The 16,458-nt window shown below is 37.1% G+C and carries 13 protein-coding genes; 6 read left to right on the top strand and 7 right to left on the bottom strand.

What is annotated here, in order from left to right:
- The first annotated feature begins 2 nt into the window (after window positions 1–2).
- The 4 genes from HGD76_RS16270 (at window position 3) to HGD76_RS16285 (ending at window position 4,478) form a co-directional block, all read left to right on the top strand.
- A complete protein-coding gene (locus HGD76_RS16270; protein WP_148760211.1) occupies window positions 3–389 on the top strand; it encodes a DUF1257 domain-containing protein in 387 nt (128 codons plus the stop codon).
- A complete protein-coding gene (locus HGD76_RS16275) occupies window positions 389–844 on the top strand; it encodes a ferredoxin (RefSeq protein ID WP_015080212.1) in 456 nt (151 codons plus the stop codon). Before HGD76_RS16270 ends, HGD76_RS16275 begins: the two co-directional genes overlap by 1 nt.
- Before the next feature lie 59 nt (window positions 845–903).
- The gene (locus HGD76_RS16280) at window positions 904–2,664 is read left to right on the top strand and encodes a DnaJ domain-containing protein (protein ID WP_168696404.1); all 1,761 of its coding nucleotides are present in this window, start codon (window positions 904–906) and stop codon (window positions 2,662–2,664) included.
- A 365-nt stretch (window positions 2,665–3,029) separates the two neighbouring features.
- Window positions 3,030–4,478, top strand: coding sequence for a glycoside hydrolase 100 family protein (locus tag HGD76_RS16285; RefSeq protein ID WP_015080211.1), 1,449 nt, complete (start codon window positions 3,030–3,032; stop codon window positions 4,476–4,478).
- A gap of 156 nt (window positions 4,479–4,634) precedes the next feature.
- Here HGD76_RS16285 and HGD76_RS16290 read toward each other — a convergent pair whose 3' ends face one another.
- Window positions 4,635–5,393, bottom strand: a complete 759-nt coding sequence (locus tag HGD76_RS16290) for a TIGR00297 family protein (RefSeq protein ID WP_168696405.1) — start codon at window positions 5,391–5,393, stop codon at window positions 4,635–4,637.
- A gap of 57 nt (window positions 5,394–5,450) precedes the next feature.
- Here HGD76_RS16290 and HGD76_RS16295 point away from each other — a divergent pair, with 57 nt between their 5' ends.
- A complete protein-coding gene (locus HGD76_RS16295) occupies window positions 5,451–5,882 on the top strand; it encodes a VOC family protein (protein ID WP_015080209.1) in 432 nt (143 codons plus the stop codon).
- A gap of 260 nt (window positions 5,883–6,142) precedes the next feature.
- On the opposite strand, the gene HGD76_RS16300 is transcribed toward HGD76_RS16295, so the two are convergent.
- Window positions 6,143–6,745, bottom strand: coding sequence for an esterase/lipase family protein (locus HGD76_RS16300; RefSeq protein WP_015080207.1), 603 nt, complete (start codon window positions 6,743–6,745; stop codon window positions 6,143–6,145).
- A gap of 434 nt (window positions 6,746–7,179) precedes the next feature.
- On the opposite strand from HGD76_RS16300, the gene HGD76_RS16305 reads away from it, so the two are divergent.
- Window positions 7,180–7,512, top strand: a complete 333-nt coding sequence (locus HGD76_RS16305; protein ID WP_168652044.1) for a hypothetical protein — start codon at window positions 7,180–7,182, stop codon at window positions 7,510–7,512.
- Window positions 7,513–7,673: 161 nt separating this feature from the next.
- Here HGD76_RS16305 and HGD76_RS16310 read toward each other — a convergent pair whose 3' ends face one another.
- From HGD76_RS16310 to pcrA, 5 genes are all read right to left on the bottom strand, one after another.
- Complete coding sequence (locus HGD76_RS16310) at window positions 7,674–8,207, bottom strand: pilus assembly FimT family protein (protein ID WP_168696406.1); 534 nt, start codon at window positions 8,205–8,207, stop codon at window positions 7,674–7,676.
- A gap of 159 nt (window positions 8,208–8,366) precedes the next feature.
- The gene (gene hpsC / locus HGD76_RS16315; RefSeq protein ID WP_325064810.1) at window positions 8,367–9,362 is read right to left on the bottom strand and encodes a hormogonium polysaccharide secretion pseudopilin HpsC; all 996 of its coding nucleotides are present in this window, start codon (window positions 9,360–9,362) and stop codon (window positions 8,367–8,369) included.
- Between the two features lie 162 nt (window positions 9,363–9,524).
- A complete protein-coding gene (locus HGD76_RS16320; protein ID WP_168696407.1) occupies window positions 9,525–10,157 on the bottom strand; it encodes a prepilin-type N-terminal cleavage/methylation domain-containing protein in 633 nt (210 codons plus the stop codon).
- 38 nt (window positions 10,158–10,195) lie between these two features.
- Window positions 10,196–13,567 (bottom strand): hormogonium polysaccharide biosynthesis protein HpsA, encoded by a 3,372-nt coding sequence (gene hpsA / locus HGD76_RS16325; protein WP_168696408.1) that lies wholly within the window; start codon window positions 13,565–13,567, stop codon window positions 10,196–10,198.
- A gap of 466 nt (window positions 13,568–14,033) precedes the next feature.
- Window positions 14,034–16,361 (bottom strand): DNA helicase PcrA, encoded by a 2,328-nt coding sequence (gene pcrA / locus HGD76_RS16330; protein WP_168696409.1) that lies wholly within the window; start codon window positions 16,359–16,361, stop codon window positions 14,034–14,036.
- Between the last annotated feature and the right edge of the window lie 97 nt (window positions 16,362–16,458).

Consider the following 16,458-nt stretch of genomic DNA (forward strand, 5'->3'; position numbering starts at 1 on the left):
CCATGTCACACTTTAGCCAAATTAAGACACAGATCCGTAATCTGGAATCCTTGAAAGATGCCCTTTCTGACTTGGGAATAGACTGGAAACCTGGACCTGGTGAGGTGCGGGGTTATCGTGGTCAAACTCATGCAGCCGAAGTCACAATTGAACAGCAAAATGGCTACGATATCGGTTTTAGATGGAATGGTCAAGAATACGAATTAGTTGCAGATTTACAATATTGGCAACAAAATCTATCTGTGGATGGGTTTGTTCGTGAAGTAACTCAACGTTATGCTTATCAAACAGTAGTTAAAGAAACTACTAAAGTTGGCTTCCAGGTAGCCGAACAACAACAACAGAAAGATGGTTCTATTCGCCTAGTAGTACAACGCTGGAGTGCGTAATGTCTAATTTGCCGCCGTCGTCACCAGAAGAGGAATATAACCGTTCCGGTTTAGAACCAGAATTAGGGAGTCTTTTGCGAGATGTCCCCGAACGTTCTGGTTTAGAACCGGAATTAGGCGGATTAGTGCGGCAAAAAGGTGTTTATGTTGATGAAATTACCTGTATTGGCTGTAAACATTGCGCCCATGTTGCCCGAAATACTTTTTTTATTGAAGAAGATTATGGGCGATCGCGTGTCCTCCGTCAAGATGGAGATATAGAAGAGGTAGTTCAAGAAGCCATAGATACCTGTCCTGTTGATTGTATTCACTGGGTTGATTACACAGAACTGAAAAATTTAGAAGCAGACAGAAAATATCAGGTAATTCCCGTAGCTGGTTATCCCGTAGAACATGGTGTAGCCATTACAGAAAAACGCCGGAAAAAACAAAAGTTAAAAAAATCTAGTTCTTAAATTACCAGCAACTTAGTGTTCAATCCTTAAATCCTATAAATCCTGATTCTGACGTAAGCATGAAACCAACATCTCAAACAGGTGCAGCATTCATCACCACCGGAACTTTAACAGGTGCGGGTATCTCCTCCACAGTCGGAGGTATGGGAATAGCTGGAGGCTTTGGTGGTGTGGGAATAGGTGCTGCTGCTGTAACTGTTGTCGGTGCGGTTGTTGGCGCTGCTGCTTATGGTGCTTTTAAAGGAATTACAGCAGGGGATAGCGCCGTTTTTGGTGCAATGGGTATTGGTGCTATTGGTGGTGTTGGCGTTTCTAATGTTATCGGTGGCATAGGATTTGTTGCACCTAAAATTGGTTTAGCTTTTGGTATTGGTACAGTATCAATGACAGGAATTGGTGCAGTTTTAGGACTTGCTGCTTATGGTGTGGCTAAATTATTAGATGATTCTGAATTTAGGGAAACTCCCATGCAAGTTTTTGAACGCATGGAAACAAAAGTTTTAAATAATGATTATTATTATTATTATTATTATTATTATTATTATTATTATTATTATTTGGAAGCATTACTAGAATTATCTGGTGATGATATAAATGCCAAATTTACAGCTTTAGAAATTGAGGAAGAATTAAAACAATTAAAATCCAAAATCAAAGGTAAATCTCCTCAATTTAAACCAGAAGTTGAACCCAAAATATTAAATATAACTCCTCAAATAACGGAAGTTTGGCAATGTGTGAAAACCCTCAAAGGACACACAGCCACCGTGAATAGTGTTGCTATTCATCCTGATAATAAAACCTTAGTTAGTGGTAGCAATGACAGACAAGTTAATTTATGGAATTTGCAAACTGGAAAGTTGCTATATACTTTTTCTGGACAAGCTGAAGCTGTGTTATCTGTAGCTATTAGTCCCGACGGAAAACAGGTAATTAGTGGTAGTGTAGATCGGAAAATCAGCAGTTGGGAATTAGAAACAAAAAAATATAATCGCACATTCTCTTATTTAAGTTCTCCCTATAGTCATAATGGTTTTGTTAATGCACTTGCTTATAGTTCTAATGGTAATACTATTGTTAGTGGTAGTACGGATAAAACTATCAGAGTTTGGGGAAGTTATCCAGGAACGATTAAACACACTTTAAATGGACATACAGATGCAGTTTTAGCTATTGCTATTAGTCCTGATTCTACAACTCTTGTTAGTGGCAGTGCTGATAAAACTATCAGAATCTGGAATTTACAAACTGGTGAACCACTTTATACCATTAATCAGCATTTAGCAGCAGTCAATACATTAGCAATTACTGCCGATAATCAAACCCTGATTAGTGGTGGTGCAGATAGTACAATCAAATTATGGAATCTCCATACAGGGGAATTACGCTACACTTGGTATCAACACTCAACGGCTATTTCTGCGATCGCTATTCACCCTGATGGTAAAATTATTGCTAGTAGTAGTCAAGATGGAATTATCAAACTTTGGAATCTCCAAACTGGGGAATTGCTAGAAACTATTTCTGGGTTTAGTCCCCTAGCTTTCAGTCCAGATGGTAAAATATTGATTAGTGGTGGTAAAGGTGGCACTCTCAAGATTTGGCGGCAGGTTCATAGCAGTGATGATTTACCCTTAACTGGGGAATGGTGGGAAATTTTAGGCATAGAACCGAAAACTCACCCCAAAGATGTCAAACTTGCCTACTTGAGATTAGCCAGATTATATCATCCTGATATTAACACTTCTGTCAGTGCCAAAACTGCCATGCAAGCAGTCAATCAAGCATATCAAAAGTTTCAGCTTATGAATAGCTTGTAAAATATATATCGCTTCATCAGTATTAATACCTCAATTTTTTTTAATTGTTTATATTGCATATTCGGAAAAAACGTTATAAATTGTTAGGTTGTAGGGGAATAATATATTTTGTCATGTCAATGATCAATTCCTGATTAAGCAGATATACTCTATTGAAGTGATTTTACACGGAGAATAAAGTGCATTTTCAGAGATTGAAAAAACTGCTAAATATGATGCAGTTAGATTTTGACATTGACCGAGTTTTAGTATTTTGACTGGATTGATATTTGCTATTTCAAAGTTATCATGAAAAGGGCATAAAGAATAATTAAAGGTGCATCTACTCCCAACAAATCTACTATCCAAATGGAGTTAGTCTGGTAATGCAACTAAACAAATTAGAGACAAGTAAAAATATAGAAAATGAAGCTTGGCTTGCATTAGAGAATTCAATTCTCTACTACAAAGGTCAGCCAGTAGGAACTCTAGCGGCTTATGATTCATCCGTAGAAGCCCTAAATTACGACCAATGTTTTATCCGAGATTTTGTTTCTTCGGCTTTAATTTTTTTGATTAAAGGCAGAACAGATATTGTCAAAAATTTCCTAGAAGAAACATTAAAGTTGCAACCGAAAGAAAAGGCCTTAGATGCCTATAAACCGGGTAGAGGGCTAATTCCAGCCAGTTTCAAAGTTGTTTCTGCCAATGGGGAAGAATTTTTAGAAGCTGATTTTGGTGAACACGCTATTGCTAGAGTTACACCTGTAGATTCTTGTTTATGGTGGCTAATTTTATTACGGGCTTATGTCGTCGCTACAAATGATTCTTCCTTAGCTTATCAACCTGAATTCCAAACAGGAATTAGGTTAATTATGGATATCTGTTTGGCCAATCGTTTTGATATGTACCCCACGCTGTTAGTTCCTGACGGTGCTTGTATGATAGATAGACGCATGGGGATTTATGGGCATCCTTTAGAAATTCAAGTTCTATTTTTTGCGGCTTTACGGGCTGCAAGAGAATTACTAATTTGCACAGGGAATGGGGATATTATCGAAGCAATTGATAACCGCTTACCTTTATTGTGTGGACATATTCGTCAGCATTATTGGATAGATATTAATCGTCTGAATGCAATTTATCGCTTTAAAGGTGAAGAATACGGAAAAACTGCGGTCAATCTTTTCAATATTTATGCAGATTCTTTACCTTATTATGAATTAGATAAATGGCTACCGAAAAAAGGTGGTTATTTTGCGGGAAATGTTGGACCATCACAAATGGATACTCGGTTCTTTACTCTGGGAAATTTGATGGCTGTGATTTCTGATCTTTCTACTGAAGAACAGTCCCAAGCCATTATGAATCTGATTGAAAAACGATGGGATGATTTAGTAGGAGATATGCCTATTAAAATCTGTTATCCTGCCTTACAAGGTGAAGAATATCGAGTAGTCACAGGATGTGATCCCAAAAACATTCCTTGGTCATATCATAATGCCGGAAGTTGGCCTGTTTTAATGTGGATGTTAGCAGCAGCAGCAGTGAAAACCAAAAAACCACAGTTAGCAGAAAAAGCCATTGAAATTGCTACAGCTAGACTGAGTGAAGATGAATGGCCAGAATATTACGATGGTAAAAAAGGGAGATTAATTGGTAAACAAGCGAGGAAATATCAAACTTGGACAATTGCTGGGTTTTTATTAGCAAAGGAACTCATAGATAATCCTGATTATTTACCATTAATCAGTTTTGATAAATTACCTCCAGATGTGGTTTCTAGGGCTTGTGAATTTGAAGTTGGCAATATAGATCCTTATCTGTCTATGTAGTCAAATATCTGTTAACAATGAATATCTTTTCTTTAGCCTCTTGATAATTATATGGGGCTTTTTTTACATTGAAATTTTAGATCCTATAGAGGTTTAGCATTACTAAACCCTTACCTCAAAGAAACTTAACAATTAATCTTGGCGTTGAGTCAATAATTAAACAAAGATACTTTGGTAAATTAACGCCATGATAATTGCCGCAGTTGCACCAATCAAGGTATTAATAATATTGACAACTTCATTGGTAAGCCAAGTATATTTAGATTGCAAAGTTGCACCAATGACACTTTCTAAATTGGTAGCGATAAATGCAGCTAAGACAGTCCAAATTATCCCCAGAGGATTAATTAAATCTACTCCCCAACCAATGAGTGCGATCGCTATTGATGCTACCATACCAGCTAGAGTTCCTTCTAAACTTACCGCCCCTTCTGTCCCTCTAGGAACTGGTTGCAATGTCGTAATTAAAAAGGTGCTTTTACCATAAGCTTTACCAACTTCACTCGCGGTAGTATCAGATAGTTTAGTGCTAAAACTGGCGACATAACCCAAACATAGTAAATATTTAAAATCAGGGAAAAACAACAGTCCCAACGCACACAAAGCCGCTATTAATGCTGAACCCCATACGTTTTCTGGACCTCTTGCACCGGCACGCTTTTCGGCAATTCCTGCGGCTTCTTTTTCGGCCATACCAATCCGTGTTACCCCAGAACCAACAAGAAAATAAAACACTACCACTAGATATCCTGGCCAACCTAGTGTTCCCCAAATGATAATTCCCAATAACCCAGCATTAAGTATACCTGCGGGCGTGAGCAACTTTTTCGGAATAATGGCTACTATTCCCAGTAAAATCGTATTTAAGCCTAATCCCATTAACCAGGGATTTAAAGAATCAATCAAAGACAACATGGCTGCTAAATTATGAGTATTTTTGCCATAATATTATCAGATATAACTGCTCGATCTATGAACAAAATTTTATTTCATCTCGCTTTTCCCGTTGCTGATATTCCCCAAACCAAAGCCTTTTATGTGGACGGTTTAGGCTGCATACCCGGAAGAGAAAGCCCTCATGCTTTGATTCTCAATCTTTATGGACATCAATTAGTAGCTCATGTTACCAAGGATATTTTAACACCACAAAAAGCCATTTATCCGCGACATTTTGGCCTAATTTTTACCAAAGAAGAAGATTGGCAAGAATTACTAGCAAGGGCAAAAAACAAAGATCTAAAATTTCGAGAAGAACCAAAAAACCGCTTTACTGATTCTCTCCTAGAACATCGCACTTTCTTTTTAGAAGACCCTTTTTATAACTTAATGGAATTTAAGTATTATTGTCATCCAAAGGCAATTTTTGAAGGTACTGAATATACTGCAATTGGTGATAAAACTTAGAGGGCAGTAAATAAGCCACATATACTCATAGTATAAATACAGCGGTTTCCGCTCTTATGAGGTACAAAGTTGAATCATGAAACTCTTGTAGTGCGGGCATACTATGGCTAACGCCACGCTGCGCTATCGACAAGCTCAGTACAAGTCTTGCCCGCTAGATATGTACCTCATAACACCGCGAAGTGCTGTAAAGATTTACTTTTACTGACTAAGAATCTTTCAGAAACACAAAAGAAGTGCATTTTTTGGTAAATCCAAATTCATGGTTTTAGTGGTGCTATTAAGGCTTTTGCTACTATTCTTAAAGCCCTAATATCTGTTAACATTAAAGGATGTAATATCACGGGTAAAATTACTTCTTTGTCTATACCAAGTTGCGAACTTTCCGCAGGTAAAATCATCAAATCATAAGGTGTCCAAATAGATGTAAAATTTAACTGCTTTAACATTTCGACATCAGAATTTAAATCATTGATAAAATCACTATTAGGACGCATTTGCACAGCACCAGCTAACCAAGTACCATAAGCAACTATAGTTCCTTTATGGGGTGAAGAAATGGTGATAAATCGCTGGACTCTATCTATTCCCCCCAACCGCTGAATATAATAACGGCTAACAAGACCACCCATGCTAAAACCAACTAAATCAAACGGTTGTTCTGCTTCAAAGGTAGTAGCTATATAATTAGCTACCTGCTGCGCTAATTTATCCAGAACCTCAGCACCATTATTAGGGACTAAATCCACCGTATGCACAGACAAACCTTGTTCTCTGAGATAAGATGCCATTTTATTGAAAACTGCCCCAGTATCGTTAATCCCATGCACTAATAAAACGGGATTTTGCTGTTTTGTTGCCATAATCTTGATTATTTATCTCAGTATTGTAATCGAAAATATATAAAATATACCAAATTTGTGACTGCCGAAAAATTATTAAGATTTATTAAATAAATTCTCATAATCTTATAGTTATAATAAAATTTAATAATTAATTTGCGTTATTTACCGGATACCGTTGTTAACATAAAAAACCTAAAAATAATTACTAGTACAGTACAGCGTAAGTAAGATAACCATTAAAAGTCCCTAAAGAGTTTATACAATCTGCTTTTTAATTTTTAATTGTTAATTTTTAATTCCGCCCTGCGGTGCTAGTAGTAAATGTAGGCTTTTAATTAGCAAGCAGTATGTCTAATAATTGACCGCAGATAACGCAATCAAATGTAATATTACACCGTGATTTTTAATAATTTCGGTCACGTTCTAGACTATTCAAACCAGGAGCATTTTTTATGGGCTTTATCAAAAATATCATTGCGGGTATCGTGGGTTTTATTACCGGACTTTTTGGTAAAAAAGGTAATAACTACTACTTAGAGCTAAAAGAAGAAGCTGAAGAAGCTAATGTTACTCAAGCACCAGCAACAGTAGCACCAAAAGCTGAACCAAAAGTTACACCAGCAGCAGTAAAAGTTATTAAGCCTGAACCCGTGAAAATATCAGTCCCCACGGAAACCAATTTTGCCACCAAATATCTCATTCCTCTGAATAGTCCTCGTCGTCGTCCAGGGGTAAATATGAATGTCTTTTTAGATATGGCCCGTCAAGTTAAAACTCCTGGATAAGTATCAAAACGATTATAAATCGTGGCTATACAGATAAAACTTATTTTACATTAGTCCACGCAGGTGGACTTTGTTTGTGTAGTAGCGATTTATGGGGACGTAGAAACCCATAGATCCCCGACTTCTTAGAGAAGTCGGGGATCTGGCTGAATCTGTCTGAATCAATAACAATACCTGTTTCCACTATCAGGAGTGGGATTTTCCTTAGCGGTTCGCATTGCGCCTAATATAGTGGAAATGAAAACGCAACGCTTGGCTTTTCCACCAGATTCACTAGATAGAGTGATTCGGCCAAATGGGGGTTTCACAGTCCCAATATGATCAAATGGGACTCGTCTCACGCCATTAGACAATTGTAATGTTGATTCCACCACATCTAACTGCACACTAGGATCTAAGTCATTCCATTTAGCATTAGATGGGTCAATTGTAGCCGGATGAACTGCCCATTGAACATTATTATTTTGTTCTCGGAAACTAGCGTGGTAAGTCAACTTTTCTTTTTTGGCTTGGCTTTGGGCTTCACGCATGGCTCGATAAACTTGATCTTGAGCAATATTTAAGTGCTGAGTCTTGATCAAAGCGAACCAGCTTGGTGCAGCTATTGCTGATAGTATACCAATCATTAATAGTGCTGTAATCGTTTCTATCAAAGTAAAACCGCTATTAGAGCGATTATTTTGTAAATAATTCATCCCTGATTATTTGCAAGCAAAACATATATATATTGCGATGTGGGATGATTTTTTATATGCCGTTTTTTTCTGAATTTTTGATTTTTTTATAGCTATTGTGAAATTATTACTTTATGAACCAGTGTCAAGAGTCGGACAACTAACTTTTTAAGTTAATGATTAATAGCCACTTTTTGCTCCTTGAACTATGGCATTAGCCGTGGGAAAATAACTTTTTCGATCATCTTTATATGTTATTCTATTTGGATCGCTTTCTCTGCGAGCTAGGGCATTACCCCGAATAAATACCTTTGCTGTTGTATTGGCTTTATCTACACAAACATAAAACCCGGTCATACCATTACTTGGCGTTATTGTGCTTGGCGTTATTTTTGACCATGTAATTGGAGGTGTTATGGTATTATCTGGACAGGTGGCCGCTGGTGGTGTGGGTGGTATGGTTTGATTGGTTGGTGGTGTGGTTTGATCTACGTAGTCAATTAACACATCAGCCGTATTACCACTACTATAATCTCCAGATTTCTGCCAATTGATCATGGCATCTTCTACAGTGTTGGATTGAGCTATATTAAAGGGATTAAAACCTGGATTAGGACAGTTATCAGCATTAACATACTTCTTAGTATATCCTGAACAAGTTACACCTCCTGTAGAAACTTCCACACCGTCTTTAACTTCCCATTTAGCGATACGAGCAGATTGTGACCAATTTGTATTAGTATCTTTAATTAAATAATAAGCAACTAATGAATATACAAAAGTATCATCTTTTCCTGATGTAGTGGGAATCACCTGACTAACAAAATTCCGTTTCCAAAAAACTAATATAGGAGTTTTAGTATCATCATTTGGGTAACGCAATTGAGATTTTATTTTGTCAATACCAGCAGCATCATAAATATAAATAGCTTGTTGTAAATCACGAGAAATATGATCCAGTGCTATTTGGATTTCTTGCTCAGAATTTATCTTAATTTGCTCATTGCTATCTGTGGTTATCACACTAATCATAAACTCTAGTAATAGTGTGATAATTATAGATGACATCGCTAAAGCTACTAACAATTCAACGAGAGTAAACCCACCAGATTTATCAAGAGATTTTGAGGCTTTGAATTGATTTTTGAATATAAATTGAAGTATCTTGATCATCATTGTATTGTCCTTTTTTAAATGCACCAAAGGCAGATTTTCAGATGTTTCTGTTTTAGATTAAATTATTGCACGGTGGGGATTTTACTCGCTTTTTATGGGAAAATTAATGGTGAATTTGATTGAATTAACCTCAGGGATAAACCAATTTATTGACAAGGTTGATTATTGAACGCAACCCAAGCGGGAACATAAACTGCCAAAAGTGGTACTACCGCTAATCTCAACTGTTGTTATCAAGATTGGCGCTTGTTTATTAACTAAAATACCACCTGTCCTAGACCCTCGAATAGTTTGATCAAAATCCAAGTCTTCTCTATATATTCTAATCGCTAGACGATAGCCATCACTTGTTTTAGTACCTGCGGGCTTTATTTGAGCCGCTTGAATGTAAAATTCATCAAATGGGAATGGGGTATCTTTATCTGGTTGACAAGTTGAAATTGGATTACAAGCCGTGATGGTGCTATCCTTCTTAAAGAAATACAAATCTGTATCTGTTTTTTTAGGAACCGGCATTTCTGTTTCTAGATTTATAGGAGCATTTTGAATTACTGTAATTACTTTAGTGGGCGCTGAAATTGAATTATTGCTGACACCATTAATAAATGTCTCAGCAGCTTGAACGGCTTTTTCCATACTTTTCGACTGCACCCGGACAGCCGTAGACATGACCAGGACTGGTGATATAGCAGCCAAGAGAATAGCAATGAAAACTACCCCTACTAGTACCTCAATAATTGTGAAACCAGAATCACTAGCAGATAAAATTTTTGGCTGTAGTTTGGTTTTTATCATTATTTTATCACCTCTTTGTAAGTTTTATGTAGGTTTTATTATTGACAGATATCAGGACGTTGCTTTGGATCTTCTATGGCAAAGTTAGTATTAGAAGTCTCTTTAGCACATAACAAAGTTTGTACCCATGTATCATCTCTGCCAACTTCCCGTAAATATTCATCCGGTGGTTCAGGTGGTGTGACTGCGAGTTTACTGGCAAATAAGTCGGGTGACTGAAATAACAACCCTACATCGTAACTCCACTGTCTTGGATTATTAGGTGTCTCAGGTGGATTTGTCTCTCTAGCATAGGCACTCTTTTTTACCTGCATAAAAGCCCCATTGAGCTTGATTTTCCTACCACTCCAATTTTCTATAACGCGAACCAAGTTATTTATACCACCATTATCTACTGTAGGTTGAGCAGGATTGTCACCAGCAGCAATAATCAGATTAAAAGTAGTATCATTCTTAGCTTTTCGTTCATCCGTTTTAGGGTCGAAGAGGTCGAAGTCTCCAGAAAGCAAAGTAACAGCATCAGCTAAAATATTCGCAGGTCGCCATTCGTCACCTGTGGTACAATTAGGAAATCTGGAGTCACCAGCACGACAGGCAAAGTTAGTATTAAATGTACTGCGAGTATAAAAGTTACTCCAACTTTCTGCAAGTGTTTGTGTAAATTCCTCTTGAGTGTGTAGATTAAAATCACCTCTAATATACGCTGGTAAGTTGGTAGCTAAAGTTAACCCCTTTTCCTCTTCCTTGTAAGTATTTGTTCGCCACAGTTTCCCGCCATTAATGAGTATAATTGCACTGGGACGGCGTGGGCGTGTGGTGTCGTCTACATAATCTACAGGACTTTCAAGTTTTCCAGCGTCGGTATTACCCGCACTGATATCTGGTAAAGCATCATCACGAGTCGCGTAAATAATACCGCTATTGGGTAATAAATATTCTGAACCACCAATGGTTTTTGTCCGTAGTAGATTCAAGTCTAAAACTGTAGCGCGAACTTTTTTATTTTCTCTCTGGTCATAAAAGAAGGCTTCAAAAATTGCATTATCGGGAATAACGGAATCATTAGAACTAAGACTACCATCTAGAATTTGTAGAGCGCAAATCTGAGCATCAATAGCAGACTGCTCTGATATAGTTCTATTTGTTGGTGCTAGTTTTTTTGCTAATGCTCTAACTAGTAATCCGTCATCTATTAAACGTCCATTATTATACTTTAACTGAGATAGATATTCCAAAGCTGTTGCATAATCACTAACTGTTTTAGTGGGTGCAGGATAAACTCTACCATTAGAGCTATTACTACCAGTAGGATCATAATAACTACTCACACAAGCTATGGGTTTGGGCGTTTGGGCATTATAGCCAGTAGACTTGTAGTGATAAACTGCTGTAGCCCGCATTTTTAGATAAGGTATTGTTGTACCTGTTGTGCTTGGGTCAATATTATCAGGCGATATTGTTTTTACCTTAATATTAATATTACTGGGAGTAATACTACTAGGAGTATCATCTTTACTCAAATAAACTCCTGCCCCCGTAACAACTCGTAAACCACCCACGGGTCCTGTGGTGCTTGTTGGTACTTTGGCTGCTGCTAATTCCCAGTCTCCATCTCTTTCTGTAGAACCAATATCTACTAAATTCCGTACTAAAGAGGGTCGTGTGCGAGTTTGCGTAGTATCACTTGGTAAATCCCATTTAATGCCACTAATATCTTGGGTATCCTCAATATATGAACCAATAAACTGATTTTTACTTGTATCCCACCTCAGTTCGGGTAAATTGTTACTAACTAGAACTCTATCACCCAATAGTCCTTCTTTTCCGCTATTTTTCTTCAATTCTTTTGGGTCGCTGGCCTTGGGTTCTAAGGATGTTCCGCTAATGTTGAGTGATAGATTAGTATAACTATCACCTGTTTTACCGTCTGTTGGGTCTGTAGGATAAACCCACCTATCAATGGGACGCAGGGTATCAGCAGATCCTTGTAATAATGGGTTAGGATATGTTTCTGGATCACCAAAAGCAACTTCTGTATAAGGTACACGACGAGTCCGTCTTTTAAAGTAAATTTCTAATTGTTGACGACGGTATTTAAGGCGCTCTGTATCATCAAAAGTTATTCCTAATGCTGTTTGTTTGAGTGCAAGACCGTTTTTAACTTCTGTTGGATCATTAGCACCTGTAGAATCAGCAGCAATTTGAGCATCAATTAATTTATTAATCCGCTTTACATAAGCTAGGTTATTATAGGCTGTATCTTTGGGACTATTTGTCACTGATTTTGTTAAAGTACCAGTAGTAACATCAGAGGTTTTACCTTGGTATAAATCAACAGTTGCTCCCCCCGTATCACTTGCATCAGTAAACTTACCCAGAGCTAAATTACCACCAACAATAATTTTGGCATTTTTAGGTTTATAGAAACAAGACGCTTTACCGCTAACTTGATATAATTTAATATTACTAACACTTCCAGCAGCCAGTAAATTACTATTTGTAAAAACCCCACCATTCAATTTTGTATCGGAATTTAATTCTAGATCATCGTCATAAACAACAGCATTGTTATTTGTTGGTGTTTGTACTCTGTCTTGTTGATACTCTACAGCCCCGCCCAGACTACCAGCGATATTACGATTATATACTTCAGATTTAGTATCGGGAGGATCAGTAATTCTAGCTATAGCGGTATAAACAAAAAAGGCTTTCTTCAGTTCATTATCTTGTCTTACCCAACCAGTATTACCTACTAAACTGGTGTTGGTACTTCCACAATTAGCATTTAATGTCCCTTTGACTACTGGTGTATTTCTGGCTTCTAAAGCATTTCTAGCTCTGCTATATTGACCATTTACCACTGGTGGGGTTTTAAAATAAATACCATAGAGGGTATAGCTATCAAATTTCCCGTTGCTGTCAGTATCAACAGGAAACCTCCAAGCTGTTTGTAGTGATGGTTGTCCTTGTAAAGATAGTGTTAGTTTAGTTTCATCACCAAATGTATATTTATCTATATTATTAACAAGAGCATTATATAGATCATCGTCTGTTGGTGTAGTTTTTGGCAGAGTTTTATCCTGCAATAATTTACTAATTTTTGCTTTACCTCTATCAATTGCTGGAGTAGCAGCAGTGATAACAGACTCATTGACACGGACATTACTAGCATTTTTCAGCCGGTCAAAGGAGCGGAACATGATAGCAGTGGTTAATAAAACTACTACTACCGATACCATTACCACTGTTGGCAATACGAAACCTGCATTTGCGGACTGCTGTTGTTTTTGACCACTAAAAACCGTTCGCAATAACCAAATGAGTTGTTTTTTTATATTTGCTAAAAACCGCCGGATAAATCTTGTGGAGTTTTTTGTGATTATTTGCAATGGGTGACGTTTTTGAGACATGACTGCTTCCCTGATAAGTAATTGAGCGGGTAGGGGTTTAGCAATGCTAAACCCCTACAAATCTAGGTTTTTCGTGATTTTACAAAAGTCCATGTCCCAACCCTTTTGAGTATATATTGGTGGGAGCAACTACTGGAGTTTTATGGGAATAGTTGCCTGTTTCTATTCATCGTATTTCTTTTATAGCATTGTTGATACCCAAGTTCTAAACTGGAAAATACTGAATTTTTCAACTGCAAATATTATATTTCTCCTGAATACTGATAATATATATACTTGCTTAGACAATTGCACCAATAATTATATAAATTTTTGATAAAGCAACAGCAACCCAAGGCATTTGTTGGGTTATGGCTTCACCCCCCGTCAGGGATACGTACCTCAACCCAATCTACAAATCAAGACTTTTTTCGATTTGAACAAGGTATTGATCAAGCAAAGTCCATCTGCGTGGACTAATGCAAAATTAAACTTTTTGTAATTGCGCTACTCTGGGGTCTACTATTTTTTGTCCTAAACTCAGGAATTTAATCGCTACAGAAACCTTATTCCCTTCTCCGAAAATGTGGGTAATTTCCCCAAGCCCAAAGGACTTATGCAATACTCTGTCACCGACTTGCCAAATTCCAGAAGTGCTTTGTTTACTAGGAGTTGCAGAGGTAGTTTTAGTAGAACTCCGGGTAACTTTATTTTGGGTAGTCAGTAATTCTGCTGGTATTTCATCGAGAAATTGCGATCGCATTGCCGGTTCTCTAGACCCATATAAACGCCTTTCTCTGGCATGGGATAAGAATAAACGTTCTTGAGCGCGAGTAATACCAACATAACATAAACGTCGTTCCTCTTCTAACAATGAAGGATCTTGTAAGGAACGATAACCCGGAAAAAGCCCCTGTTCTAAACCCACCAAAAAGACAACCGGAAACTCCAACCCTTTAGAAGCGTGTAAAGTCATTAACGAAACCGCTGTTTGTCCTTCTTTTAAATTATCTAAATCAGAACTCAAAGCCGCACTTTGTAAAAATGCCTGTAAAGAAATATCTTCTCCAGCATTTTCTTCTTGAAATTGCAACATAGCATTATGCAATTCATTGACGTTACTGATTCTATTATCAGATTCATCTGTCCCTTGATCTTGTAATTCTTTGATATAACCAGAATCTTCTAAAATCCCTTGTAATATCTCTGAACCGGGAACTACTTTGATTTGTTCTTGACGATTGTAAATCATGGCTGCAAAATTATTTACAGCTTTCGCCGAACGTCCTGCTAAAGTATTTACAGATGTTTCATCACTTAATATTTCCCATAAAGTTGTTCCTAATTGCTGGGAAGCATTCACCAAAGCATCCACAGTAGCCTTACCAATGCCCCTGCGCGGTGTGTTAATCACCCGTAATAAACTTACAGTATCAGCAGGGTTATTAATTGCCCTTAAATATGCCACAGCATCCTTAATTTCTTTACGATCATAAAATTTCATTCCTCCCACAACCGTATAAGGAATTTGATATTTTACTAATAATTCTTCAAAAGGTCGAGATTGGGCATTAGTTCGATATAAAATTGCAAAGTTACCCCAATTTAATTCCGGGTGTTGATTTTCTAAATTTCTAATTTGGTTAATCACAAAAGCCGCTTCTGCCATTTCTTCATCAGCTTTATGACAATAAATTGCTTCCCCTGGTTCTCTTGTGGCTTTGAGAATTTTATCAATGCGTTGAGTGTTATTTTCAATTAATTCATTAGCAGCTTGGAGAATATTTTCACAAGAACGATAATTCTCTTCTAATTTCACCATAGAACGAGTATCATCATCTGCCAAACCATCGCCAAAATTTTCCTGAAATTCTAGCAAAATCGTAAAATCTGCCATTCTAAAACTATAAATTGACTGGTCAGCATCACCAACCACAAACACAGACCGATTTTGCCATTTCCATTCACTTTTACGGCTTTCTCCATTTGTCACCAAAAGCTGAATTAAATCATATTGAGTCCTGTTGGTATCTTGATATTCATCAACTAGAATATGACAAAATTTCCGATACCAATAACTTAGAACTTTTTCATTTTGTTGAAATAATCTCGTCGGAATTAAAATTAAATCATCAAAATCTAAAGCGTTATTTTGGGAAAGTTTATCCTGATAGCGATTATAGACATCAGCTATGATTCTACCGCGATAATTGGGCTGTTCACTTTCAAATTGTTGGGGAGAGAATCCTTGGTTTTTAGCATTACTAATGGCGTAGCGTACAGACTTGGGTTCAAATTTCTTACTATCTAAATTTAAATCTTTAGTAACTATTTCTTTAATTACACTTTGCACATCGGATTCATCAAAGATAGAAAAGTTTTTATCCCATTTTCTGCCTTTCTCATCTTGATATTTTTCGATATCAAATCGCAGAATCCGTGAAAATAAACTGTGAAAAGTTCCACACCACATATCTTTAATTTTAGTGCGGTAAACCTCTGATTTTAGTAAGCTTTGTTGATATTCTGTCAGCAAATCAAACTTTTTACCATGTTGCGATATGGCTAATTGTTCAGCAAATATCCTTTGAATTCTGTCCTTCATTTCCCTAGCGGCTTTGTTAGTAAACGTCACCGCGAGGATATTTTCGGGATTAACACCATGTTTAAGAATCAAATTAGCAATGCGATAAGTAAGCGCCCGGGTTTTACCCGAACCAGCACCAGCAACCACCAACAATGGTCCGCAGTGGTGTTCTACGGCTTGACGTTGACTAGGGTTAAGATGACTCAGGAAATCAATATTTGTGGTCATAAACTATAAAAATGATGAAAAGGACAATTTGTTATCGGGTTATTCTGTCAACGTCGAACTCAGTACAAAGAATCAAACAAAAGCAGCATAATGAGGC

Source organism: Dolichospermum flos-aquae CCAP 1403/13F (assembly GCF_012516395.1).
Lineage (GTDB): Bacteria > Cyanobacteriota > Cyanobacteriia > Cyanobacteriales > Nostocaceae > Dolichospermum > Dolichospermum lemmermannii.

Coding starts and splice junctions, on each gene's coding strand:
- HGD76_RS16300 (WP_015080207.1), bottom strand. CDS start 6,745: ATGGCAACAAAACAGCAAAATCCCGTTTTATTAGTGCATGGGATTAAC.
- HGD76_RS16285 (WP_015080211.1), top strand. CDS start 3,030: ATGCAACTAAACAAATTAGAGACAAGTAAAAATATAGAAAATGAAGCT.
- hpsA (WP_168696408.1), bottom strand. CDS start 13,567: ATGTCTCAAAAACGTCACCCATTGCAAATAATCACAAAAAACTCCACA.
- HGD76_RS16295 (WP_015080209.1), top strand. CDS start 5,451: ATGAACAAAATTTTATTTCATCTCGCTTTTCCCGTTGCTGATATTCCC.
- pcrA (WP_168696409.1), bottom strand. CDS start 16,361: ATGACCACAAATATTGATTTCCTGAGTCATCTTAACCCTAGTCAACGT.
- hpsC (WP_325064810.1), bottom strand. CDS start 9,362: ATGATGATCAAGATACTTCAATTTATATTCAAAAATCAATTCAAAGCC.
- HGD76_RS16270 (WP_148760211.1), top strand. CDS start 3: ATGTCACACTTTAGCCAAATTAAGACACAGATCCGTAATCTGGAATCC.
- HGD76_RS16290 (WP_168696405.1), bottom strand. CDS start 5,393: ATGTTGTCTTTGATTGATTCTTTAAATCCCTGGTTAATGGGATTAGGC.
- HGD76_RS16305 (WP_168652044.1), top strand. CDS start 7,180: ATGGGCTTTATCAAAAATATCATTGCGGGTATCGTGGGTTTTATTACC.
- HGD76_RS16275 (WP_015080212.1), top strand. CDS start 389: ATGTCTAATTTGCCGCCGTCGTCACCAGAAGAGGAATATAACCGTTCC.
- HGD76_RS16310 (WP_168696406.1), bottom strand. CDS start 8,207: ATGAATTATTTACAAAATAATCGCTCTAATAGCGGTTTTACTTTGATA.
- HGD76_RS16320 (WP_168696407.1), bottom strand. CDS start 10,157: ATGATAAAAACCAAACTACAGCCAAAAATTTTATCTGCTAGTGATTCT.
- HGD76_RS16280 (WP_168696404.1), top strand. CDS start 904: ATGAAACCAACATCTCAAACAGGTGCAGCATTCATCACCACCGGAACT.